At 40.8% G+C, this 25,522-nt stretch carries 21 protein-coding genes and 2 pseudogenes; 4 read left to right on the top strand and 19 right to left on the bottom strand.

The window, feature by feature from the left end:
- Nucleotide 1: 1 nt before the first annotated feature.
- Together MKY23_RS15485 and MKY23_RS15480 are read right to left on the bottom strand one after the other, a co-directional pair.
- Nucleotides 2-304 (bottom strand): annotated as a pseudogene (locus MKY23_RS15485) (hypothetical protein); the annotation flags it as partial.
- An 871-nt stretch (nt 305-1,175) separates the two neighbouring features.
- Nucleotides 1,176-1,496, bottom strand: a complete 321-nt coding sequence (locus tag MKY23_RS15480) for a helix-turn-helix domain-containing protein (RefSeq protein ID WP_253494348.1) — start codon at nt 1,494-1,496, stop codon at nt 1,176-1,178.
- Nucleotides 1,497-1,793: 297 nt separating this feature from the next.
- Here MKY23_RS15480 and MKY23_RS15475 point away from each other — a divergent pair, with 297 nt between their 5' ends.
- Complete coding sequence (locus tag MKY23_RS15475; protein ID WP_253494349.1) at nt 1,794-2,720, top strand: NADP-dependent oxidoreductase; 927 nt, start codon at nt 1,794-1,796, stop codon at nt 2,718-2,720.
- A gap of 312 nt (nt 2,721-3,032) precedes the next feature.
- Here MKY23_RS15475 and MKY23_RS15470 read toward each other — a convergent pair.
- From MKY23_RS15470 to MKY23_RS15440, 7 genes and pseudogenes are all read right to left on the bottom strand, one after another.
- Nucleotides 3,033-3,885 (bottom strand): annotated as a pseudogene (locus tag MKY23_RS15470) (LLM class flavin-dependent oxidoreductase).
- 65 nt (nt 3,886-3,950) lie between these two features.
- Nucleotides 3,951-4,403 carry a MarR family transcriptional regulator gene (locus tag MKY23_RS15465; protein WP_253494350.1) on the bottom strand — a complete coding sequence of 151 codons (453 nt, stop codon included), beginning with the start codon at nt 4,401-4,403 and terminating at the stop codon, nt 3,951-3,953.
- 38 nt (nt 4,404-4,441) lie between these two features.
- On the bottom strand, nt 4,442-5,209 hold the full coding sequence (locus MKY23_RS15460) for a pirin family protein (protein WP_339830634.1): 768 nt from the start codon (nt 5,207-5,209) through the stop codon (nt 4,442-4,444).
- Between the two features lie 29 nt (nt 5,210-5,238).
- Nucleotides 5,239-5,595, bottom strand: a complete 357-nt coding sequence (locus tag MKY23_RS15455) for a DoxX family protein (protein WP_339830632.1) — start codon at nt 5,593-5,595, stop codon at nt 5,239-5,241.
- Between the two features lie 417 nt (nt 5,596-6,012).
- Nucleotides 6,013-6,918 (bottom strand): helix-turn-helix domain-containing protein, encoded by a 906-nt coding sequence (locus MKY23_RS15450; RefSeq protein ID WP_339830630.1) that lies wholly within the window; start codon nt 6,916-6,918, stop codon nt 6,013-6,015.
- 24 nt (nt 6,919-6,942) lie between these two features.
- A complete protein-coding gene (locus tag MKY23_RS15445) occupies nt 6,943-7,842 on the bottom strand; it encodes an oxidoreductase (protein ID WP_339830628.1) in 900 nt (299 codons plus the stop codon).
- A gap of 462 nt (nt 7,843-8,304) precedes the next feature.
- The gene (locus MKY23_RS15440) at nt 8,305-8,967 is read right to left on the bottom strand and encodes a TetR/AcrR family transcriptional regulator (RefSeq protein WP_339830626.1); all 663 of its coding nucleotides are present in this window, start codon (nt 8,965-8,967) and stop codon (nt 8,305-8,307) included.
- A gap of 171 nt (nt 8,968-9,138) precedes the next feature.
- On the opposite strand from MKY23_RS15440, the gene MKY23_RS15435 reads away from it, so the two are divergent.
- Nucleotides 9,139-10,125, top strand: a complete 987-nt coding sequence (locus tag MKY23_RS15435; protein ID WP_339830624.1) for an aldo/keto reductase — start codon at nt 9,139-9,141, stop codon at nt 10,123-10,125.
- Nucleotides 10,126-10,343: 218 nt separating this feature from the next.
- Here MKY23_RS15435 and MKY23_RS15430 read toward each other — a convergent pair whose 3' ends face one another.
- From MKY23_RS15430 to MKY23_RS15410, 5 genes are all read right to left on the bottom strand, one after another.
- Nucleotides 10,344-10,970, bottom strand: coding sequence for a histidine phosphatase family protein (locus MKY23_RS15430; protein WP_339830622.1), 627 nt, complete (start codon nt 10,968-10,970; stop codon nt 10,344-10,346).
- A 23-nt stretch (nt 10,971-10,993) separates the two neighbouring features.
- Entirely contained in the window at nt 10,994-11,692 is a 699-nt protein-coding gene (locus MKY23_RS15425; protein ID WP_253494363.1) for a DUF421 domain-containing protein, read from the bottom strand.
- A gap of 250 nt (nt 11,693-11,942) precedes the next feature.
- Nucleotides 11,943-13,370 carry a glycoside-pentoside-hexuronide (GPH):cation symporter gene (locus tag MKY23_RS15420; RefSeq protein WP_339830620.1) on the bottom strand — a complete coding sequence of 476 codons (1,428 nt, stop codon included), beginning with the start codon at nt 13,368-13,370 and terminating at the stop codon, nt 11,943-11,945.
- Between the two features lie 52 nt (nt 13,371-13,422).
- Nucleotides 13,423-13,578: a hypothetical protein gene (locus MKY23_RS15415; RefSeq protein WP_339830618.1), complete on the bottom strand. Its 156-nt coding sequence runs from the start codon at nt 13,576-13,578 to the stop codon at nt 13,423-13,425.
- A gap of 11 nt (nt 13,579-13,589) precedes the next feature.
- Nucleotides 13,590-16,325 (bottom strand): glycoside hydrolase family 78 protein, encoded by a 2,736-nt coding sequence (locus MKY23_RS15410; protein ID WP_339830617.1) that lies wholly within the window; start codon nt 16,323-16,325, stop codon nt 13,590-13,592.
- A gap of 145 nt (nt 16,326-16,470) precedes the next feature.
- On the opposite strand from MKY23_RS15410, the gene MKY23_RS15405 reads away from it, so the two are divergent.
- Complete coding sequence (locus MKY23_RS15405; RefSeq protein WP_339830616.1) at nt 16,471-17,694, top strand: helix-turn-helix domain-containing protein; 1,224 nt, start codon at nt 16,471-16,473, stop codon at nt 17,692-17,694.
- A gap of 39 nt (nt 17,695-17,733) precedes the next feature.
- Here the strand turns inward: MKY23_RS15405 and MKY23_RS15400 are convergent, their stop codons facing one another.
- The 5 genes from MKY23_RS15400 to MKY23_RS15380 all read right to left on the bottom strand — a co-directional run bounded on the left by MKY23_RS15400 (nt 17,734) and on the right by MKY23_RS15380 (nt 23,775).
- Nucleotides 17,734-19,980 (bottom strand): glycoside hydrolase family 3 C-terminal domain-containing protein, encoded by a 2,247-nt coding sequence (locus MKY23_RS15400; protein WP_339830615.1) that lies wholly within the window; start codon nt 19,978-19,980, stop codon nt 17,734-17,736.
- A 312-nt stretch (nt 19,981-20,292) separates the two neighbouring features.
- Nucleotides 20,293-20,421, bottom strand: a complete 129-nt coding sequence (locus tag MKY23_RS15395; RefSeq protein WP_339830614.1) for a hypothetical protein — start codon at nt 20,419-20,421, stop codon at nt 20,293-20,295.
- Nucleotides 20,422-20,447: 26 nt separating this feature from the next.
- Nucleotides 20,448-21,680 carry a cytochrome P450 gene (locus MKY23_RS15390; protein WP_339830612.1) on the bottom strand — a complete coding sequence of 411 codons (1,233 nt, stop codon included), beginning with the start codon at nt 21,678-21,680 and terminating at the stop codon, nt 20,448-20,450.
- Between the two features lie 151 nt (nt 21,681-21,831).
- A complete protein-coding gene (locus tag MKY23_RS15385) occupies nt 21,832-22,212 on the bottom strand; it encodes a hypothetical protein (RefSeq protein WP_339830611.1) in 381 nt (126 codons plus the stop codon).
- Nucleotides 22,213-22,239: 27 nt separating this feature from the next.
- Nucleotides 22,240-23,775: an NAD(P)-dependent oxidoreductase gene (locus MKY23_RS15380; protein ID WP_339830610.1), complete on the bottom strand. Its 1,536-nt coding sequence runs from the start codon at nt 23,773-23,775 to the stop codon at nt 22,240-22,242.
- Between the two features lie 298 nt (nt 23,776-24,073).
- On the opposite strand from MKY23_RS15380, the gene MKY23_RS15375 reads away from it, so the two are divergent.
- A complete protein-coding gene (locus MKY23_RS15375; protein ID WP_154959244.1) occupies nt 24,074-25,273 on the top strand; it encodes an AraC family transcriptional regulator in 1,200 nt (399 codons plus the stop codon).
- Nucleotides 25,274-25,522 lie beyond the last annotated feature (249 nt).

Raw genomic sequence — 25,522 nt, 5'->3', positions numbered from 1 at the left:
TCTATAACTGTTCTGGCCTTATGGAGGGGGACATCAAACTTTTGACCCTCCCATTAGAGCGGTCAACAGCTAGTTGGTAGCATTCATCCCTGACAGATACGTCTTGAACATATGCACCAAAGCGAATGATTTCCAAACGATCTTCGTCATCGGTCTCTTCAGTTAGAAGCTTGAGATACGGCAACATTTCGGCTGCTATTCCTCGGACATAGTCCATAGCTACTTCTGTACATGCGTCTCGATCCCAGGTTAATGGAGCTAGTTGATCTGGCTTACCATGTGAAACAAAGTCAATCAGTTGTCCAGTTTGGCTGTCTACTCACGCCTTGACCGCTCCCTTCATCTGATCAGCCCAGGAGGCCTTCCAAGACCGGTCATTCTTGGCTGGACGTTCTTCATTCTGTTGCTTCCATACCATCAACTTGGTGTTCGAGTCAATATTGTCGTCTTGTACTAACTGAAATTGGTGGACTCCCGTACATAATGGCGAGCCACTCGGTGCAGCTTATCCGTTCGATCCTTTATAAGAGAAACGAAGGCATCGTGATCTCCGTTTTGTGCGGCGTTAATTTGTTGCTGTGCATCGATCATTGTCGTTCACCTCATGTTATATAGACAGCTAACTCAGGGATTTGGATTTTATTAATGTAAAATTATTCTTTTACTTGGCTTAATTTATTTCCTTTGCTGTCAGTACATTTAGATATACACCTAATCGGGAATCGGACTATGTTCTTGTCAATTCCGGCAATCGGTACAAGTTCTTGTCCTTAGCATGGGACAAGAACTTGTACCGATAAAATAAAGAAGCCGCTAAAATAGCGACTTCAATGGGAATATGTTCCTGTCCTTTGACATCAATTGAGCTTGATGAAGAGAATAATTCGTTTTTATCAATCCCGCCTTTTCCTTCTCATTTGGCGATTAACGTTTTGGTCTGCAAAATATTCTAAGTGATCTCTTATGATTGATACCCTGCTTAAAAGTTATGATCAACATGAATGTTATCACCCTCCTTTTTCAGTCGAAATCTATAAAATCGGGAATTAAGGAACCATATTCGTTATTCAAAGTCAATCAGTTTCAAAAGTTAGAATTCAATTCTTAGATGAACCAGAGAATCAGAGATTAAAAAAAGAAAACCTTGCTGTATGTATACAAATAGATCATCATAGTTAGTCTTTCAGCCACTTATCTCCCCATTTGTTCATTGAGACAAATACACCTTCAAAGTCACGACCTTTTTCAGTTAATGAGTACTCCACTGTAACGGGTGAGGCTGTCAATACAGTGCGTGTCACAATTCCGTTTGCTTCTAAACTTTTCAGGGCATCAGTGAGAGATTTTGTGCTTATCTCTGTATTTCTTCTTAATTCATTAAAACGTTTAGGCTTTGAGTTTAACTCTCCCATGATCACAAATGACCACTTGCTACTAAAGATATCTGTAATTGTTTTTATAGATATAAGACAGATATCATCTGGATTATGGTTCATCTTGTTTTACCTCACAAAGATAGTATAGTTTTATAAGTTTACAATCCACATTTAGTAACAAAATGTTTGTAGGTATAGTATTTAAACTAACATTCTATTAAAAGCTTGTCAATGTAGAGTTTTAGTTCAAAAATTTATAGAAATAGACATGTGTAGATACCCTTAAATTAGAACCAATTGATCGTATATAGGTTTAGAAAAGTAAACCTAGTTTAAAAAAATTGCGTACTTTACTAAACTGAAATGCCACAATAGAATGATTCTGTACTTAAAACGATATAAAGGGAGTGTAAGTCGATGCGTGTAGTGGGAATGAATGATTTTGGAGGACCTGACAAATTAAAAGTCTTTGATATAAAAGAGGTACATCCTGGTCCCGGAGAAGTACGAATTCGAGTACATGCTGCGTCTGTTAACCCTGTAGACATTGCTTTTCGATCTGGACAAATGGGAGGATTCGCTGGAAGATCACGTCCTTTAATTCCTGGAAAAGAGGCAGCAGGTGTTATCAGTGAAGTGGGAAGTGGAGTCAAATGGCAGGTTGGTGATCGTGTGATGGCAATTGCATCTCCATTCAGCCCCTATGGTGGTGCCTATGCTGATGAGGTTGTGGTTCCTGCTGAGCATATATCCCGCATACCTGAAGGTTTAGATTTTGCAGCGGCAAGCACATTACCAATGAATGGTGTTACTGCTCATACGACATTGGATCAACTTAATCTTGCACCAGGACAGACTTTGGCAGTGACCGGTGCGGCTGGAATCGTGGGTGGGTATATCATTCAACTTGCCAAAAAACGGGGTTTACGTGTTATCGCTGATGCTTCCGCTGAAGACGAACAACTTGTTCGTGACCTTGGAGCCGATGAGGTTGTTCGTCGCGGCGAAGAGATCGGTTATAATATTCGTAAACTGGTTCCTGATGGTGTAGATGGTCTCGCAGACTCCGCTGCACAGATGGGAGCGGTCGTTCCAGCCGTCCGGGATAATGGACGGATTGCGTTTCTAAGACCTTGGCCAGGGCAACCGGGTCGAGGAATTTTTGGAGAATATGTGTCTTTAACCAGTTACTATTCGTTACGTTATATTAGTGAAGAAGTTGAAAAGGGAATTTTGACTCCCCGAGTGGCAGACATCTTTCCAGCAGAGCAAGCTTACAATGCACACCTTCGCTTTGAAAGCAAGGGCGTTCGGGGTCGTCTCGTACTTGATTTCAGTAAGTAGTCGATAGTGGCGCAGGAAAGCCCGTAGTGACAATAATCTATTCCATTTTGGCAATGGTGCAGTGTTCTTGTACCGCTACATCCCACGTAAAGACGATCCCAGTCCATCTATTGGTTATATGGATTGGGATCGTCTTTCGTAACCCTTCAGTTTCTCATTTTTGTTGTATTCACAACAAAAATATTATCGTTTATAATCATCTATAAAAATGTTTAGTTTGTTTATCATTATAAAATGAATTTCTGAAAGGATTATAAGAAATGAAATCAAAAAAAATAGACTCTATTGAGGAGCTCAAGATCGCTTTTCAAATTAGAGAAGAAGTGTTTGTGAAAGAACAAGTAGTTCAATGTTCTTTTTAATCTGATCCATACTGACGCTACCTGCATCGATCTCGGCTAAGAATCGTTGTTGACCATACAACTCGTATTGATACAACATTTTTTCAATAATTTGCTGAGGAGAGCCCACCATGAGTGCATCTCGATAATCGGTAGCAGCCAAGAATTGTTGCTCAGGATAACCACTGCCTCTTAATTGAACCGTAGTTGTGGAGATGGGTAATCCTGCAGGATCAAAGCCTGCACTTCGTGCAGCTTCACGGTAACGATCTACAGCAATTTTAAATGCTGTTGACGGTCCACCAAGTGTCGTTAGCATCATGGGTACCCCTGCTAAACCTGCTTTAATCGCACTTGCTGGTGGTCCTCCTACTGCACGCCATATTGGCATTTTCCCATCTAATGGTTGGGGGATGATTTCAGCATGATGTAGTGGTGCCCGGAATTCCCCTTGCCATGTAACACGCTCTTCTTCGTTAATCTTCAGCAGTAAAGCCAATTTCTCTTCAAACAGTTCTTCATAGTTACTTACATCAAAACCTAATAACTCATATGCACCTAGACGTGAACCACGTCCTGCTACAATTTTCGCACGTCCATTTGAAATCAGATCCAACGTTGCAAAATCTTCATATACCCGAACCGGATTGGATGTACTCAGGACTGTTGCCGAACTGGCGATTTTTATAGTTTTGGTTGCTAAGCAATTGCTCCAAGGATCACGGTATGTGCCTGGGTTGCAAATAACGGCTGATGGCTCTCCCCTACTGCGAATAGAGACCGATCTCCATACCTTTTTCTTGGTGAATACGATATTGTTCCATCTTTGTCTGTCCTTCCTTATGAGTTCGATGGAGGCTTAGAAACCAAAAGTTGGTTTCATCTCAATTCATTCGTTGATCTTACTAGCACCTAGTCCGAGCTTCTTGAGAAGCTCGGTTAACTGTATTTTTTCTTCATTGGTAATCGAAGACAGATTTTTGGATATCACCTCAACGTGTTGAGGAAAGATCTCTTTAAATACATTCTGTCCTTGATCCGTAATGACTACAATTGAAGATCGACGGTCTGTTGGACTTGGTTCTCGCTTTACTAATTCTTTCTTTTCAAGCTTATCAACTACATATGTGATACTCCCGCTAGGGATCGAAAATTTCTCACTTATACTTTGGACCGTGTGTGGTCCTTTATTGTAGAGGAGTTCCAGAACCATAAAGTTCTCATTGCTAATGCCATATCGTTCTATATCTTTTACAACGTCATCAAAAACAGTTTTACTAGCCTTTGCCCACACACGGAAAAGCCGTAAATCGATCTGACTTTGTTCATCTCCTTGAAACATGTACAGGACCTCCTATTGATACCTTCAATTCGTAACAGTTATCTTGGTTTTCTGTATAAAGGATAATCAACTTCAGTCGGAACTTCAATAATCAACATTCTAAGGTCTTGATCAACAGCTTGTAGGGCTACTCTCTCTTCTTGCTCTGATTGAACGATAATAAAATCCTTTTGTGAGAAATGAGTTACTTTAATGGTGTCTGAAAAAAGAGTGCCATCTCCTCTAATGGTTAAACTAGCCAATGTACGGCCCAAGGAAAGGCTATGATGGTATACTGTTCCCTTAGGAATAAGTACATCCCACATCTGAGCATCAGTCACGGTTTGCATAGGAGAATTGTTTCCTAAGAGTGTTTTAATTTTGACGTCATCTATATCCACTAATGGAAACTGATTAGAATCGAATTGCGAATAAATAGGCGTACGTTTAACGGCTTGGCTTAGATGTGGTTCAAACCAAATTTGAAAGGCTTCAGTCGGCTCCTTTAACGCCTCAGCATGTTGCACACCAGAGCCTGTTTGCATGAGCTGGGCTCCTCCTTCTTGTACAACACTTTCTGTACCCAATGTATCCCGATGATATCCCTTACCATGGATCACATAAGTGATGATTTCGAAGCCTTGATGTGGATGGAATCCGATTTCTGCCGGTTCCTGTGAATGAGCCCAAGCCCAGTAAAACAGAGGGCCTAGTCGAGTAATGATGGAGCCTTCTCCAGAAAAACCGATTGGTTTTTGTTCTTTGATTTTACCACCATCAAACTGACCACTCGCTTGATCTTTAGGTTTAATAATTTGGATTCCCACTATACTCACTCCTCCGTTTAACGGACAATTCACACAAACAAAGATCCGTAATTGATTAGAAATACGACCAATCCCAGAATTAATAAAATGATCGGCATGAGCATTTGTTTCAATTGATCCTTTATTTTAATGTGGGTCAAGATCGCACCGATCATCGTTACCACGATGAGTAAACCACCCCATGCAGCCAAACCATCAATCCATAAACCTGCAATAACTAAACCTGCTGCAATGACTTCGATCAACCCTGTAAATACTCTGAACGCTCCAGGATATCCATAGCCCTTAAATCCTTCCACCATCTGCTTGGACCCAAACTTCATCAACCCAAACATAAGAAAACCCAACCCTAAAATCACTTGCAAAACAATGGATAGAACACTCATAAATTCAATCTCCTCTTTATCCTATTACTATTCATCCTAATGTTAGGATAAATGTATCCTAACATTAGGCTATAAGTGTGTCAACAAAATTCTATTGAACCTAAAAACCTTCTCTCCTAAGGAAAGAAGGCTTTTAGGTTAATTAAGATAAATCAATGGTAGAATTCATGTCCGGTACGTTTCCGTATAAATTGTAAGTGTAACTTAAAGCGACGGACCCACTATCTTAAAGCAGTGGAATGGAGATTATGCCTTCAGAGAGCGATGTTCTTTGATCTCAACACATTAGCTCTGAAATTATGTTATCTGAACAATTTAATCTGCAATGACACATTATTCTGTCCTTTTCGGCAAAGAAAACAAGTTCTTGTCCTTGGTCATATGTTCTTTTGTCCCCATTCCGGTAATTGGTCAGATCTAATGTTTTCTAAATTGATTGGGCGACATTCCCGTCTGTAATTTAAAAAATTTCGAGAAATTGGCTGGATATTCGAAGCCAAGCTTGTAAGCAATATTAGAGATCGGTTCTGAAGTACCGGACAGCAGGTTTTTGGCATGATGGATGATCTGATAATGAATATGTTCTTGTGTATTTTTTCCTGTTTCTTTCTTCAACAGATCGCTTAAATAATTGGTGGAGTACCCCATTTCTTTGGCAAGCTCTTTCACACTGGGTATACCGTTCTCCCCAAGTTGCTGCAAGGTAAAGCTTTCTTTTAATAATTGCTCGAATCGATCCACCACATCATGATGAATCGTTTTTCGAGTAATAAATTGTCTTCCATAGAATCGCTGTGCATAATTAAGTAATACTTCAAGATTGGAAACAATTAAGTCCGTCGAGTATATATCTATATTCTGGCTGAATTCCTCGATGAGGATATGCACGATTTTGGTTACAATATCCTTCTCCTTCTCTGATACATGAAGCGCCTCATTCGCTGCATAAGAAAAGAAAGTATACTCATCCATTTTGTTTCCTAATGAACTTGTTCTAATTAAATCCGGATGAAAACACAGCATCCATCCTTCCGAACCGTGATCACCCGGATCATAGTCAACCGTTAATCGCTGTTCCGGCGCCACGAAGATCATACTGCCTTCACTAAAATCATAGTAGCGACGTCCATATTTGATATCAAAATCCTCACCGTTCTTTAATGAGATCGTATAAAATCCGTTAATAAACTGTGTGTTCTGATATACCATGTTCGGATTAAATTTGTCTAGCTCTATACATGTGATCAGAGGATGTTTTGGTTTATCATACCCCAAAAGCTCATGTAATGAAGAGATTGAATCAATCCGGATCATTTCGTTCATCGTATCACCCTCTTGTTATCACCTTTAGAATTTAATTCCCGTCATTTCCTCTGAACGTTGCCATAATTCTCTGGCAATGGTTTCATCATAGGATAGCTTGTTCGATGAGTGGACAACGGGATATCCTCTCATATTCATTAATTTCGATGGTCCAAAAAAATCTCCGGCTTTTGCCTCTTCATCAAAAGCAGCTCGAAGGGTAGGTAAAACCCCCATATGCACACGCTGAGCAAAAAACCTATTCATTCCGCTCATAAAAGCTGAGTTTCTCTGTAAGTCTGTTGCTGTCCAGCCTGGATGTGCAGCCGTAATTCTGGGATGATCACCTTCTCTTTTGAGCCTTCTTGCAAGCTCATACGTGAAGTAAAGGTTGGCTAATTTACTATCACCGTAAGCTTTCTGTGTATCATATTTTCTCGCTTCCCAGTTCAAATCTTCAAAATCGAGTTTTCCCATCGTATGGCCTAAACTGGATAGTACGACAATTCTTGATCCTTCTGTCTTTTTCAAGAGGGGCATAAGTAAGCCAGTTAACGCAAAGTGACCTAAATGATTGGTTCCGAACTGATTCTCGAACCCATCAACCGTTTTAGAGTAAGGAGGAAACATAATTCCTGCATTATTAATCAGTATATCCAACCGATCATAGTTTTCCACCATTACATTGGCAAAAGCTCGAATAGAACTCAGATTGGATAAGTCTAATTTCCGAACGTTAATATCCGCATGTTTAAATTCCTTTTTGAGTTCGTTGACAACTTCTTTACCTTTATCTACATTCCTTACCGCCATAATCACCTTTGCGTTCTTACCTGCAATGGTTTTTACGGCTTCTTTACCAAGACCGCTTGTTGAGCCGGTTACGATGATCACTTTTCCTTGTTGATCAGGTATTTTGGTTGCGTCCCAATGCTGTTTACTCATATTATTCTCCTACCCTTCTCTGTATCCAATGACTTCAACTCACATGGACTTCATTTGTTTCTTAAGATTAGGATACTACTGAGCTATAGCTTGGTACATATACGCATCCACTGTGGAATTATCCAAATCACTGTACTATTTTGCTTAATTTCAGAGATTTACTTAAAGAGTTAATACAATAAAAGAAGGTCCCGACAGAATGCAGTCGACACCTTCTTTTGCAACTAAATAATAATTTGAGATAACTTTCACTATGTTATAAAAATAGAGTTCTATTAATCGTTATCAAAACTTACCTCAGACTGGCCCATTTATGGGACGAGATAAAATACCAAAGTTTAGTCTTCCTGATCCAATCGTTCCCAACGATTAATCCGCATCGTACGATATACCTGCCTTCACTAGCAGCATCAACTGATACTGCCTCGCACTGCGAGGCAACTTGTTTCTCCCTCCAAAGTCTCAGAACAGGTTTCTCGTAATTTTTTGAGCCATGTACTCCAGTTTGGGCAGGAATATTTGATCATCAACAAGGTGAAGTTTTTCCGTTCGGAACAACTGAAATTTTCGAAGTTGATAATAATCGTATAGCGCTTGATAAACAGTCAAATTATTTTCCAGCAGAAATTGAGCATCTAGCATATATAACAATATTTCATCCTGCAGTGCAATGAGCTTGCCATTAACAGGATTGAAAATACCTTGACTCTGCCCTGCTTCATAAAAGCGAAGCTGCTGTTCATCTCTACGTTTCATCGTCTGCTTCAGCAGCTCATATTGCTCAGGATAGCCTTGTTCCAGATCATGCAAGAAGATTCGGGTCAAAAACTCTCTTAACATAACCGACTTTTCGAAGATCTCCTGAAAACGGATACCCAGTCTTGTCGCCCCTTCTTCTTCAATTACTTCTTCAATATTTTGCACAAATGCGTGGACCAAAAACTCAATAATATCATCCTTCGTAGAAAAATATTTATATAAAGTGGCACGACTGACACCAGAAATTTTGGATATTTCATCCATCGTCAACGATAGAAACCCATTCTTACGTACATAGGATAGCAACTTTTCAATAATTTTGTTTCGATTCTCATTACGACGTTCACTTATCTCTTTTTCACTCATTTCAGTTCAGGACCTCCCTCATCATCGCTATTATACTGCACAATACATGAAAAATACACATGAATGATTACAAAGTAAACAAAATAGAACTTTTTTGTTTACTTTGTAATCATTACGTGATATTCTCATCGCAGCAACACTAATCATAAACAATAAAGGAGGAGTCTTTTTATGAAGTATCGCAAATTAGGTGGACAAGGTTTGGAAGTAGCAATTGGCTTTGGATGCATGGGGATTTCCACGGCTTACGGCCCTACTACGGATGAAGATGGCATTAAGACTATCCACAAAGCCTTTGATGTAGGAATTAACTTTTTCGACTCAGCCGAGGTCTACGGTGCAGGGCACAATGAGCAGGTTCTGGGTAAGGCAGTCAAGAGCTTCCGTGATAAGGTTGTGCTGGCTACAAAGTTTGGAGTAGACATGGAGGCTGAGCCCTTCGGCTCTGGATTTAACAGTAGACCCGAGAACATCAAAAAAGTAGCCGAAAAAAGCCTGAAATATCTCCAGACGGACTATATCGATGTATTTTATCAGCATGTTCCAGATCCCAATGTTCCTATTGAAGAGGTAGCAGGAGCCGTGGGTGACCTGATTAAGGAAGGGAAAGTTAAATACTTTGGGCTCAGCAATGTCGGTTCTACGACTATTCGTCGTGCGCATGCTATCACTCCTGTATCCGTATTGCAGAGTGAATATTCCGTTTTCGAGCGGGAACTGGATGAACGAAAAATTACAACTACACTTCAAGAGCTTGGGATCGGTCTTGTACCTTACTCTCCACTAGGCAGAGGCTTCCTGACAGATGAAGTCAAACCAGCGGAAGAGTATGCCGAGGACGATTATCGCCGCATTGATGAGCGCTGGAAGGGCGAGAATTTCATATACAACAAGCGTGCAGTAGAACAATTAAAGATTCTTGCTGCAAGCAAAAATATAACCGTTGCCCAGCTTGCCTTGGCCTGGATCTTGGCGCAGGATGAGCAAATTGTACCGATACCCGGCTCACGCAGTCCTAAGCGTGTTGCTGAAAATGCCGGTGCTGCGGATGTAGATCTGACCACATCTGATTTACAAACTATCGCAGAGATCATTCCGAATGGATCAGCCGGTAGCCGCTATCCGGAGAGCATGCTAGGTGTTTTCACAACTGATTAAGAGGTAATATATCTTGTATAGCTTGAAAAAAACGTTGTGCTGGGCTCTGCTTTGCAGTCCACATATATCGCCTTTCGGAGCCGTCAAAAAAACCGTTGAGCAATGGAGCTCAACGGTTTTTCTCATGATTAATTCTCGTATCTATTGTTAACCTGTTTGTTGATTTACTGGATCAGATAGAGAGCGATTTCGGCAAAAGAACCAGGTTCTTAATATAGTTACATTCCTGCTAGCCGCAAAACGTCTTCTAATTTTAGTTTCCCAATGACCTTATACCCTTTTTGATCTCCCAGAGGTTGTATAATAACCGTCTCCATACTTGAGAGCTCTCCCAGTCCTAACCCTGTAGGGAAAGAATGAGCTACAATTACCCTGTTGAAATGAATTGGAGGTGTTTGTTCAACTTCTTTGTTGAAAACTTGTAGTGTACTGTTCATGGTTTCAGTGCTCGGATTTTGACTGAGTTTATATATATTCAGCCAGAAATCATTAACTTTTACATTTTGTATACCAAAAGCAGTTTGAGCGGTTTGTATGGTTCTACATAAGGGGCTACTTTCCACGGGCATATAAACAGGAATATTTAGTTTTCGAATAGCACTGCCATACTTCTTAGCCTGTTCCTTTCCGAGAGCGTTTAAATTTCTTTGTGTCGTACAATCTGTCAAACTAAGATCAGGTTGATCTTCCCCTACAGTTGCATCTCCATGTCGGATATAAAGTATGTACCCACCATTTTGAAGATCATGTATTAGAGAACTATCAGAGAGCTCTGATGCCCCGGCAGTATTGGTAGTTCCAAGCATCAGAAAAACACAAAGTACTACTATGAACAAACGGTACATTGTTGCTCCACCTCATTTTCTTTTTATTCTATATCAACCGGATGTTTTAATTGATCTTTATAATAATCAATATATAATCTACCATCGCTTCCTTTTACTGCGTAGAAGACATCACTAACGTTCTTATTGTTTGATTCAAGCTGCATGAGTAACTCTTCATCGGAAATACCATTTAACTTCAAGTTCATCACTAATACCACTCCATCCATAACTAGCTCCACAGGCATACGTTCCTGTTTCTGTTCAGATTTTTTATGTACATCCTGAACTGTGGCTACTCTGTAACCGGCTTTTTTCATCACCGAAACTTGTCCATTTACTTCCAACAATGCATATTCTACTTCTTCGATATTAAATATATCTTTTTGTCTTAACATCTGGTTTAAGGAATCTAATGTTAGTTTATTCTTTGCGAGATTATTCTCCATAATTTTTCCTCCTTCAATTAATACCGTTGGAGAACCTTCAGCCAATAAACGTAATTTCCTGCTTTTTAGATTCATCTTAGACAACAGATAGGAGGTACAAGTAAATACAATTAACGATATGATTAGATGCATGACCTCCATTTTCTCATTAAAAGCTAAATTAGCTGCAATCGCGCCCATTATTACTGCAGTGACAAATTCATGAAAATTCATGTTTGACAAGGTTTGTTTACCCAATATCCGTGCGATAACCAATAGAAGTAAAAAGGCAGAGATACTTCTAATTAAAATCATGAAATGATCTAGCAAGCTAAGCACTCCTTCAATCGTAAAACGCTATTAATACAATGATTCTCCAACACCATTTTTTGATACATTGTAATGATTTCCAAACGCTATCCTAGCCCTATCATTCATCAATCGCTTTCGTTCCGAGCGGATGAAAGCGGTTTTCGAAGCCATGTTCACCTATGTGAGACAGTCTCTTTAAAGTAACATCCTGCTTCGAAAATATGCTACCGCTTTCAACTGCTATTTATTCTTCCTAAGAATTCGAGCGTTCTTCCAGTTCCTTCACAATTTGAGGATACTTCTCATCCAAATCGTACTTGCGCAAGCAGATATACGTAAGAACGAATATCACCAAAGGAAGATATACCGTCAGAACCAGAATGCTGGTAATAGCTGAATCCGCCTGCTTTACTAACGCTCCGTCATAGTTTCCCATGGCAAGAATCCAGCCGATCATCGCGGCGGCCAGACCTGTACCAATTTTAATGCCAAAGCTGTTTGCACTATTGACCATCCCAACTAACCGTTTACCTGTCTTCCATTCACCGTATTCTACGGTGTTGTTCACCAACACCCCGCCCACAGCCATCATTGGAATGGTTGCCAGTGTAGCGATACCGCCAAGTACTAAAGCTGCAATAAAGTTATATGGCATGAAGCAACGAATAAGTGATGAAACGATGCCAAGAATCACACCTATCCGTGCAGTTCTGGAAAGTCCGAATTTCTTGATCATGGGCCCCACTATAACAAATCCCAAAAAAACCGGAATCAACCCAACTGCCCCCATGATTCCTATCAGGTCCTCATTCCCAAGAATATACTTGGTATAATAAATTCCAGTTGAGCCGTTAAGTGTATACATCATGTTGATCAATAACTGAGCAAACAACATGATAACCCAATATTTGTTCTGGAATAGGAGCTTGATGCTTTCCCAGAAAGGGATGTTATCGCTTTCAACAATACTTACGCCAGCATTCTTTTCTTCAGAAGCTAAGAAGGTCAGAATTAAGGAAATAAAGGACACGAAACCAAGTACAACCGCAACGATGATCCATGCTCTTTGATTCCCGCCAAGCATATTGGTTATTGGAATTAATGCGATTGAGACAATCATCCCGATAATATATCCAAAGATGGTTCGGGTAAGACCCATTTTACTGCGTTCCTCTACACTTCTGGTACGAATCGCCATCAAGCTTCCGAACGGGATCGCAATTCCCGTATACACAATGGCTGAAGCAAAGGCAACTGTAGCCAAAGCATAGAAGGTTTTTACAGTTGATGATGCCTCGGCGGGCACTGTAAACAGTAAGATGATCGATGCCATTGCGGGTAGAGCCATCCATAGAATCCAAGGTCTAGCTTTTCCATATTTGGATTTTGTCGCATCAACGAGTCTACCCATCAACAAGTCAGCTACGGCATTAATAAGTTTGGTGATGAGCATAATCGTACCTACCGTGGCAGCTGCAATACCTACCTTGTCTGTATAAAAATAAGTTAACATCCCGATTAGTCCGCTGATGGAGTTTAAAGCAACTTGTGCTACTCCGTCGCCTAAGTAATGGTGAGGACGCATGGTTTTCTGTATTCCTTGGGCATCAAGACCTAATGCCTTGGACTTTTTACTTCCCTTTACAACTGGTGGATTAAGGATTTCTCGCTCCGTTTTCATGGCTGTTCCCCCTTATTTCATTCGCCTCATGATATCGCTTTCAAACATAATTTTAATTCTCTTCGAAGTATAAATATGGTAACATCATTGTTTTTTTTGTGATTTCATGATGGGACTCTACATTTTTTTCGCTATCATTTCGTTCTTCAAAACGAATTCTGTAATGCAAAAGGCGCTGCTTGTTTTCTGCAGCGCCTTCTAAATTCAACCCTTTCCCTTTCACTCCTTGGAGGCATTGAGCATTTGAATGACACTTCTAAATAACTGTTCAGTCTCCGGCGGAGTATTGGCCAGCATTTCGCTTACAGAAAAATCATAAGCATATTGGATCATCGGGTGATCCAGCATACCGGGAGCGTGTTCGTTTAACATTTGAACTGCTACGGGCTCTTCCACAATCTCTTTGAGTGTGGAATCCATCGTAAACCTTTCTCTTTCGAGACTAGTTTCCGTCTCATATTCGAAACGGTATGATCCGGAACCAACCTCCAGTGGCACTGGTTTCTCAGGCAGTACGATAATTGCTGTTGTATTTGCTGGTATCGTTACATTTACAATTATTTTACCCCCCTTGCATGACCAAGAACTTTTTATCTCTCCGTAGACCGATTCAAAAGCAGCATCTACTGAACTGATTCCTCGGATGAATTGAGGTTTTATTAGAATCTTCTTATAACCTGCTTCAATTGGATTAATTCCCGCGAGTTTTCTATACATCCATTCACCAATGGAACCGTAGGCGTAATGATTCAAGGAGTTCATACCTGAAGTATCGAAATCACCATTAGGAAGAATGGAATTCCACCGTTCCCATATCGTGGTAGCCCCTTTTTTTACAGCGTACAACCAAGAAGGGAAATCCTCTTTTAAAAACAAGGTACCAGCAAGGTCATGCAGGTCATTGTCGGATAAAGCATGACAAAGATATGGAGTACCAACAAATCCTGTTGTGAGATGGTTTTTATGTTTCGCTATATTGATTTCAAGCGTCTTGCGGATTCGATCCTTGTATTTTTCCTCGGCAAGATCGAAGTGTAGCGCTAACACGCAGGCCGTTTGAGTTTCACTTACGAGTCTGCCGGTAGAAGAGATATATTCTGCATTGAATGCCTGTTTGATCTGGCTATGCAATGCTTCGTAACGGACCGCATCTTCGGTATTGTCCAGAAGCTTAGCTGTTTTTGCAACTAGCTCGGTCGAATACGCATAATAAGCGTTTGCTACCAGATATATATCTGTAGCTCCTGTCCTTTCATTACTTATCTCCTCTTTGTCTAAACCGAGCCAGTCCCCATATTGTTGACCCGTCTGCCATAGTCCGTTGGCTCCACAACGTGCAGTAATATAATCAATCCAACCCTTCATGCTGTTGTATTGTTCTCGCAGCAATCGAAGATCTCCATAGGTTTGATACATGACCCAAGGAACAATAACAGCAGCATCACTCCAGGCGGCAGCCCCTTCCTGATTCCCAAGAATATTAGGGACGACATGTGGAACCCCATATTCTTCCGTCTGTTCAGAGGCAAGGTCACGCAGCCATTTTTTGAAGAAGGAAGCAACATTCATATTGAACGCAGCTGTCCAAGCAAATACTTGTGCATCTCCTGTCCAGCCTAGACGCTCATCTCTTTGTGGGCAGTCCGTCGGTATATCAAGAAAGTTACCTCTTTGGCTCCACTGGATGTTGCTTTGCAACTGGTTCACCATCGCATTGGAGGTTACGAAAGAACCTGTTTCCTCCAAACTCGAATGCAGCACGCAAGCAGTGAATTGATCAAGCTGAATCTCATCCATTCCTTCAATGGCGATATAGCGGAATCCATGGAAAGTGAAGTGAGGGCTGAAAATTTGATTTTTACCGTTGCAGATCAATCGATCAATAGATACCGCCTGCCTTAACGTATCCGGATAGAAATTTCCTTCCTTATCAAGGACTTCAGCATGCCGTATGGTTATCGTTTGACCTTTCTGTCCTTTAGTTCTAAGCTCTACAAACCCCGTAAGGATTTGCCCGAAATCAATGACGCATTCACCTTTGGGAGTAGTAATCAATTGAAGTGCAGGAAGTCTTTTTGTGATTTTTACTGGCTCACTTTCCTGAGCAACAAGACGATTTTTATCGAAAGAGGTCGTCTCCACATGGAAGAATTGACTTTCATAAAAATCAAAATCATAAGTCTCGCCCATGTAAATTTCGCTTGAACGGATGGGGCCGGTAGTCACCTGCCAACTTTTGTCGGTAATAATGATTTCTTTTGACCCATCTTTATAGACAATATGAATTTCCGCAAGTGCAGCTACTCGATCCCCGTAATGGTTTGGCGTGCACGTGAAACCAAATATGCCTTTATACCAGCCATTCCCCACCGTAATCTCTATTTTATTCTGACTCTCCAGCATCCCGTCCAAACTGTACGTTTGATACTGCAATCGCTCGTTGTAATTCGTCCATCCAGGTGCAAAGTAGTCCTCTCCTACTCTTGTCCCATTAATCGCAATTTCATAAACTCCGAGGGCACTCGTATAGATTCGCGCTTGTTGAATTTCCTTTTCGACGGAGAATTCTTTGTAGAACACGGGTGGAGCGCTTTCTTCGCTTGGGAATGGATGTGTGATCCACTCTGCCTGAAAGTTGCTGCCTTTTAGCAATCCGGTCTCAAAATGACCTTCCGTTACTGCGTGATTACCTTTGTTATCCCAAACTTCGACTTGAACTCGATACATAGTCGAGGACTCTAAACGAGGGCCAGCATATTCCACTAAAACGGAGTTGTCTTCGTCCCTTTTTCCAGAATCCCAGATGTTCTGTAAATCTTGTGTAACTATTATTCGGTAAGCGGATTGCATAACGTCCTGTTCAGTAGAACCTAATTTCCATGAGAATCTTGGATTTATTGTGTCCAGCCCCATCGGATTTTGCATGTATTCAATACGAAAATCTTTTAATTCCATGAGATAACCGCCTTTCATCCTAGATCTTGCACCAATATGTTAACGCTTACTGGAATAGTATAATGAATTTTGCTCATCCAATATGGTAAGATAATTTTAATTTTATAATTTTGATATGATGATTAATAAAGGAGGCAAATACAATATGAATCTAAAACCCCAATGTAAACTTATTGCGGACCTTTTTGATATGTCCATCTTCTTCGTAAGCTCCACCGGAGAAGTTGAATTTGAATTGTTGGGTAATCGGATGCTTAATCCGCTTTATAAAAATGATAAACATTTCTTTTTTTCAGTGTTGGGGTTTGACCCATCCGTGTCTAAAGAAACTCCATCTGTTGTAAGAACAAGTTTTTTTGAGAACTACATTTTAATTCGTATTGGTAACGATCAGAACGAGGAAGGAACCATCATCTTAGGACCTTCCCTTCCATTTAGCTTGATTGAACATAAGATCAATGGACTTATCAATGACACACATCTCTTTGCTCACCGGGAACAAGTATATCATTATTATCAATCTGTTCCTGTGATCCCCCATGAGAAGCTAATCGACATCGCGATCCTGGTTAATCAAATATTTAATCATGAATTGATCGAAGCTGAGGATGTAATACAGGACTATCTGCGCGGTATACATATCGAGGAAAAAGAAATACAAGGTTCCATCAATACTTCAGTGGCCTATGATGAGATGCTTCATCACAACCCGTTGAATGAAAAGCAATTGTTAACGTTCGTCAAGGAAGGTAAATTGGATATGCTCAAACACTTTACACAACTTGGTCATGAAAATACAGGAGTGCTGTCCAAATCCAGTCATATCCGCTCTAAAAAGAATCTTGGCATCATCGGTATAGCTCTTGCAACCAGAGCAGCAATTGACGGGGGGCTCTATTCGGAGCTTGCGTTTTCAATAAGTGATCTTTATATACAGCGCCTTGAGGAGCTACGAACCGATAAAGAAATTGATCAATGTTGCTTGGAAGCATTTTTTTCGTTAACCGAGAAAGTCTCTCAGGTTAAAGAATCGCAGCATTCTAAAACTGTAACACTTTGTAAAAATTATATTTATAACCACCGGTATTCCAAAATTACACACGAAGAAATTGCTGAACACGCCGGTATTAGCCCAAACTACCTGTCTGTATTATTCAAAAAAGAAGTTGGGGTTCCCGTTAATGAATATATTCAACAGATCAAAATTGAGGAAGCTAAACATATGATTCAATTTATGAGCACTCCACTTTCTGAAATCGGGTCTCTTTTGAGTTTTACGGACCAGAGTTATTTTACCAAAATTTTCAAAAAACACTCAGGTATAACCCCTAAGCAGTATCAACAAACGTATCATATAATAGAGGAATAAGCCCGGGCTATGCCGGGCTTGTGTTAACGATGCATTCTTTTACTGGTTAACAGCGGACAAGATGCTCTGTAATGTTTCTTCTGTGAACTGACCGTTGCTCATTAGTGATGCATTGTGCAATGTAGTACCCATAATTAATTCCTGCATTCCCTCACCCAGTCCTGCATCATTTCCATCATATTGCCCCATCGCTGCCATAATTTCAGCACCAACGGGATGTTGCAGTAATTCACCGAATGTGGAATATCTGGTAATTGGTTTAGTAACAATTACGCTCGATTCTACCTCAATCGTTTCAGAAAGTTCAATCTCTCTTGAAGATTTTCCGACCATTATGTCGAATTTACCCGTCTCCACATGCCAATCTTTCAGCTTAACATCGTAGTAAGCGAAGGCTCTTTTATCCAGTTCAAAATGTACGGTGGTCTCTTCACCAGGCTGAAGTGAAACTTTGGTGTACCCCTTCAGTTCTTGAAGAGGACGTGGGATCGTTGATTCTACATCACGTACATATAGCTGAACAGCCTCTTTGCCCGCTCTTTTACCCGTGTTTTTAACTTTTGCAGTAACCGTTACACCGTCGGTATCTTTGATCTGTTTATGACTGACCTGAAGATCACTATATTCAAATTGGGTGTAGCTCAGACCGAAGCCAAATGGAAACAAAGGTTCGACATCTCTTGTATCGTAATGACGGTAGCCCGTGAAAATTCCTTCTCGATATTCGGCAGTGTCGCCGTCTCCAGGGAAATTCAGGTACGACGGATTGTGGATCAGTTTTTTAGGAAATGTCTCAGCCAGTTTCCCGCTTGGATTTACACTTCCAAAAAGAATATCAACGATCGCACCGCCCAAAGCCTGTCCTCCAAGGTATGCCTCCAATACAGCTTTAACTTTACCCAGCCAAGGCATTTCAATGGGACCTCCGTTGCTCAATACAACAATAATATTCTCTTGAACCTCAGCGACTGCTTCAATTAAAGTTCTGTGACTTTCCGGCAATTGAAGGTGTCTCCGGTCGAACCCTTCGGACTCATAACGTTCAGGTAGTCCGGCAAAAATCACTGCAACTTGTGCATTCTTTGCGGCAGCAACTGCTTCATTAATCAGCTCTTCGTTTACAACATCTTCGTCTACTGCATAACCGGCCGAATACGAGATGCTTGCGCTGTTAGTGGCTGTTTTAAGGATTTCCTCATAGATGTTATCCAGCTTTGTCGGCATAATGTGTGAACTCCCGCCGCCCTGGTAGCGTGGTTGCTGCGCGAATGCTCCAATAACCGCAATGGAATCTTCGGTGTTTAGAGGTAGAATGCTCTCCTCATTCTTAAGTAGTACCATGCTTTCACTTGCAATTTTTCTGGCCAACTGGTGTTGAGCTTCTACATCAACCGATGCTGACTTCCGCTGGCTATCTACAGCTTTGAATACAAGTGACAACAATCTCTCAACAGACTGATCCAGCAAATCTTCGCTCAGTTTTCCCGATTGAACAGCTTCAATAATTTTCTTGCATCCCACACCGTTACTGGAAGGCATCTCCAGATCCATGCCGGCAGCGATTCCTTCATCTCGTTCATTGACCGCTCCCCAGTCTGACACCACTACCCCTGCATATCCCCATTCGTCCCGAAGAATTTCAGTCAGCAACCGGCTGTTTTCGGAACAATAATCACCATTTACTTTGTTGTATGCTGCCATGACGGTCCACGGCTCGCTCTCTTTCACTGCATATTCAAAGCTCGCAAGATAAATTTCCCGTAGAGTCCGTTCATCGACCACCGCATCGACCGACATTCGCTTATATTCCTGGTTGTTTACAGCAAAATGTTTAATGGAAGTACCCACGCCTTGGCTTTGTACGCCTGCAATATAGCTAGCTCCTATAGTTCCCGATAAATAAGGGTCTTCAGAAAAATATTCAAAATTTCGGCCACACAGCGGGGAACGTTTGATATTCACACCAGGCCCCAAAACAATCGAAATATCCGCGGCTTGTGCTTCTTGTCCGATGGCTTCTCCCATTGTATGGGCAAGTTCACGATTCCACGATGAGGCAAGTCCACTTCCGGAGGGGAAGCAGGTAGCCGGTATACTTTTGTTAATACCTAAATGGTCCGCGCTCCCCTCTTGTTTTCTAAGTCCGTGAGGGCCATCTGTCATCATAATAGAAGGAATCCCTAGACGATCAATCGACTCAGTATTCCAGAAATCTTTACCCGAGCAAAGTGCTGCTTTTTCTTCCAATGTCATTTGTTTAATTATTTCTTGTAAGTTTCGTTCCATTTGCATTCCTCCAAACTTAATGATATCGCTTTCTTATATAAGAATAAATGAATCCGTTTATCGAATATGGTAATATAATTGTTTTTTTAGAATTAATCATATGAATCGTATTTTTCTCCAACTTATCTTATTGATTGGTGAATACAAGCACACAACCCTCAAAAAATGATCCTGATACCCCCTAAAAATAAAATCACTAAAAAAAAGCCGCTATAAGCGACTTTACGATAATGACCTGCTTAAGCTAAGACAAATCAGCAGTCTTGGCAAGAACCGAAAACCCTGCACGTTCACAATGTGCAGTGGTTTCCTCTAATAGGAGCCATTGATATCAGTAAGTATTAGTGATGCCCCCTCTTCTGCCAGAGGTAGCGCGATGTAACTACCCAGACCTCCTCCTGCACCCGATACAATGGCCACCTTATCCTTCAGTTTTCCCATGATTCAATCCCTCCACCTTATGTTGTTTAGTATGCGACCGGAAACGTTTTGAGTCCTCGAATGATCATACCTGGCCTCCACTCCAGTAGATTCAGATCTGTATTTAACCGAATTTCCGGCATCCGTTGAAGTAAAGCGTTGATCGCAATCTCGCCTTCAAGTCTCGCAAGCGGAGCGCCAAGACAATAATGAATCCCTTTACCAAAAGCAATGTGGTCATTTACTTTGCGAGTAATGTCAAACGTATCGGGTTCTACGAATTGACTAGAATCCCGATTCGCTGAGGATAACGCAACAAGCATCATGTCTCCTTGGCGAATTTGTATTTCCTGAAACTCTACATCCTCCGCAGCCCACCGTACATTGCTTATTTCAGCTGGCCCATTGAATCGTAGTACTTCCTCAATCGCTGCTTGAATCAGATCCGGATTATCCATAAGCAGTTGCTTTTGCTGTGGATGTTCAAGCAATGTCAACATGCCATTCCCAATCAGATTCACTGTGGTTTCATGCCCTGCAATGATGAGTACGAACACAAGTGCATATAACTCCTGCTCCGTTAGTTTGTCACCTTCTTCTTCTATGCTGATGAGATCGCTGATGAGGTCCTGTTGAATATGTTTGCGCCGCTCCGTGATCAGTACTTGTAAGTATTCGACAAAAGCCTTCATTACCTCATCGCTTTCCTGGTTCATCTGCGGATTACTGACGCTCTCCATAATGGTGTTGGACCAAGCTCTGAATTTATCTTGATCCTCTAGTGGAACGCCTAGCATTTCACAAATAACGATAATAGGCAGCGGGAAAGCATAATCCTCGATTAAATCAAACTCTCGAGTATTTCTTGCCTGAATCGTATCTAACAATTGATCGCTTATTTCCACAATTCGTCCTCGTAGCCTTTCAATCATACGTGGAGTAAATGCCTTCTGAATCAAACGCCGCAGTCGACGATGATCTTCAGGACCAACACTGATCAGATTTCGTGAAATAATCGCCTGATGCGGAGGAAGTGTCTCCTCGTTTTCATTGTTATAGTTATCGAGAACTCCGGTTACAAAGCGGCCATCCTGCAAAATGTTGACGGCATCCTCATATCGGGTAACCATCCAGGCAGCATGCCCACTCGGCAATAAAAGTCGATGGACAGGCTCTTCGGCACGCAGCTTTTCGTAGACTGGGAAGGGCTGCTGAATGAATGAATGATCCATAAAATCAACTTTGGACTTGGAACGATCTTGATTTGTATTGGTAAACATCGTAACGCCTCCCAAAATGATAGTTATAATATCAATACAATATAAATACTATCATAATTAAGAATTTAATTTCAAATTAGTTCTTTTAATTTCAGTAATACGATATTAGTTAAAAGAGAAAGTACCCAAAGCTGCAAAGAGAGTTTTTATGCTATCCACAATAGACATCGATGTTTATTACATCTACGTTATTCACACCCGTCTCATAAACTACATTGAAAGAAGGATAGTTGAAAATGGTATTTATAAAGAAGCCCCCAAAGTTAAAAGCAAAACCGGATACGGATTCTGGCATTTCCATATCAACAGTTTTCCATTGTATATACTTTAAATCAATGATGGCACTAAAATGTTCACCGGCATACCATTCTGCCATCTGATGATCATATGAAGTGAACCCTGGAGTAAAATAATCTTTCTCACCTTTTCCCCAGCTCGATCCGAAGAAAAATGCAAACAAAAACATAAGGGCTTGATCTGTAATGCAACCGGATTCCAATCCGTTGATCTTTATGGAAGATAGCATTGACATTGAGGCCTCTCCTGCCTTGTCAAAATATTATACATCCAGCTCAGAAACTATTTTTTTGTAAACTCTCGTCTCAGTCGGAGAATGTAACGGAGTCCATACTTGTGCAAAAAATGGATCTACTTTTGCGCGTTCAGCGTAATTCCAACTCTCACGTTCACATTCAGGGCACCAATGACCCGCATGTAGCACAAGCTTCGGACTGGCTTGGAACGTATGTCCAAATGCACACGTAAAACTCAATTTAGTTCCCCAATTTCCTTTTTCCATCTCGGAAGACAAACATTGTCCTCCCCGAAATGCAGCGGCCGACTTCACATCATCAATTTCGAGATCCTGCTCAGGTTTAGTGTCATTGTATCCATGATCAATATGAACTACAGTGTTCCAGTCTTCGAAATGCTGGAACTCGCTTAATTTATCAGGGATGTTGTTCCATGCCTCTTTGCTGCCCCAATATGCATCAATGTGGTCTTCCACATTTTCTTCAATAAACCGCAATGTGCCATGTTCCGTTCTGGCCGGTTTTTCAAACATTTTTTTCATGACATTTCCCATGATTCGTTCGCCGAACGGCAGTTTACACAGAATTTTTGCTGCCGTTGCCTGTGAACCCAGATTTTCAAGGTAACAACGATAGAAATAATCCATCCCGTCCTGACGGAAATGCAAATAATCATTTAGCTTGTCCGAATCGAGATAATACTGTCCGTGAAAATTACGGGTGGCATACCACTTCGGATTAATCACATGGTCAAGATTTTTGAAACCAATGGCTCCGTAGAGCTTCTGGTACATCTCATAGGTACTGACACGGCAGGATTCTCCGCCTCCTATATTGTAAACATGACACCAGAAATCCTCTGGTAGCTTGCCTGTAAACTCATAATTGCACAAATTCTCCATCATTCTGCCAGAGTCACGGTCGGATACATACTCCAGAACGTTGTCCAGACAGTTGTGAAACATAATCGCATCCATAATTTTACTCATGGCGGGTCCCATAATTCCGGTTTGACGCAGGCTTACCCAGTATTTGAGTCCAGATTCAATCACAAGACGCTCGGCTGCAATTTTAGAAACGGCATAATAGTCAAACATACTTGGTTTAAGGGGATCACCTACGCGCCCCCAATGAATAGGTGGCATACGATCGCCGGTTTCTGCGATGGTTCCGATAAACACCAGCTTGGTATGTTCCTCTTGGCCATGTTCGTATATCGCACTCACCAGATTTTTGACGGCACCGTAATTAATTTCCATCGCTTTCTTGGGGAAATAATCTGCAGCAGGTGACACAAATGCGGCAATGTGAAGAATCAAATCTACGTTTTTGACGCATTCAAGCACTTTTTCATAGTCCAATATGTCTCCATACTTTATCGTTACTTCGTTCAACTCTTGGTAAGGCTCCAGGGCCTTGCGATCCTTTTCCGTATCCAGACACAACGTAACAATGTCATACAGATGGCTGTCTTTGATCATTCTTTTCAAGCTTTCCTGTCCCATCCCACCGGATGCACCCGTAATAAACACACGTTTTTTGCTGATTATGCTCTGACTCATGTCGATTCCTCCTGTATGTTCGTCGTCCTTAAGATAACTATTTCTGATCCTTGGGTAGAGGGGCTAGTCGTTCTTGCTGAAGCATACGTTTGATGTTCTGGATCTGTGTGATCGATTAAGATGTATTAGTAAAGACTTATTGTATTCCATAATGGAAGCACTATCTTTCATATATGTACTTTAAATTTCAGATTTGTCTTTAAATTATATTGACCACCTAGAACGAGTTTGATATTTTTGAAATTAATAGTTAGAAAGCTGGTACTCCAACCATTCGTTTATATTGGAGGAGATTTTGTTGAACACCTTACAAAAGAAATTGAAATTTCTCTACCAATCTACGTTGATTCCAACGTATTTGTATAACCATCAACACCATACATTTAGTCATCCTGCTCAGAGCCAATTAACTCATCCGCCATTTGAGTATCTCTCTGAGCTTTTGCTTTCACAGGAAGAGGTCGCATACTTGTCTACTTCCTTTTTTGCGTATTATGGTGCGATCAAAGTTAGTTCCCTTCCAGGCCATGTCATTCTTGTCGGGCCCGTTAGTCAAACACCTTATTTGAAGGACACACTGCGTATCGCTAAAAGAGCCTTTGTCGTTTCCGGTCAAGAGGAAGCGAACTTCGAAAATTTTCTAAAGCAGATCATGCCAATGCCACTGCAGCAGTTTCTAAATCACCTTGTAACCATTCATTATTTTGTGAACGGACAAGAGATGAGTTATTTGGATTTGCTTCAAATGAATTTAATGAATGATATTAACAACGAACAGACAAAACGAATTTACGAGAATAAAGAAAACATGTATTTTAACAATTCCTACGAGATTGAAAATCAGATGTGTTATTACATTGAGAACGGTAATGAGGTTGGCCTTAAACAGTTTTTGGAAAAGCCTTTTATGGTTCATGAGGGTATGACCGCAGGGAATACCATTCGTCAGACGAAAAATACATCAATTGTCGCAATTGCACTTGCTACACGAGCGGCCATTCGAGGTCAATTAGATTCAGAAGTTGCTTTTCAGTTATCCGATCTCTATCTTCAAGAGATTGAACAATTATCGTCTCCTGAATCCATTCAAAATTTTATGAAAGAAGCATTGTTTAATTTGGCCAGGAGGGTCCAAGCCGCAAGATACAATATAGCAGATGACGTAAGTATGCGAAGCCTGATTCAATATATTTTTAATAATGTGCATCGGAATTTGACGGTTGATCACGTGGCAAAACATTTTGGTTACAGTCGTACCTATCTCTCAACTACTTTCAAAAAAAAAATCGGCAAAACCTTGCAACAATTTATTATGGAATGCAAGTTAAAAGAAGCTCAAAATTTGCTTACCTATACGAATAAACCGATTAACGAAATTAGCAATTATCTTTGTTTTTCCAGTCAAAGTCACTTTCAGACCGTCTTCAAAAAATCATTAAATATTACACCTTCTCTTTTCAGGCAACAGAGTAGCCGGGGTGTGCGTCGGAATAAATGACCAAATATTGCATCAAGTGCCTTGAGCCAGTAGAGTTTAACTTTTAATTGAATATATTGAAAACGGTCAATAACAAAAGAAGCTTTCCCCTCGATTTTTTCATAAGGGATGTCAACTTTCGTTGTATTAATGTGTGAACTTCCCCCGCCTTTGTAACGGGCATCCACACCGAACTTAAAGTTGCTGATGTGAGTAAAAAGCTTATGGCTCCCCCTCATTTTATAAAAATTTTCAAAAAACAATATGGCT

Origin of the sequence: Paenibacillus sp. FSL R7-0272, from assembly GCF_037969905.1 — a bacterium.
In the GTDB taxonomy this organism is placed as follows: domain Bacteria; phylum Bacillota; class Bacilli; order Paenibacillales; family Paenibacillaceae; genus Paenibacillus; species Paenibacillus polysaccharolyticus.
The sequence above is the reverse complement of the archived record's forward strand: the minus strand, read 5'-3'. Positions and strand labels throughout refer to the sequence as shown.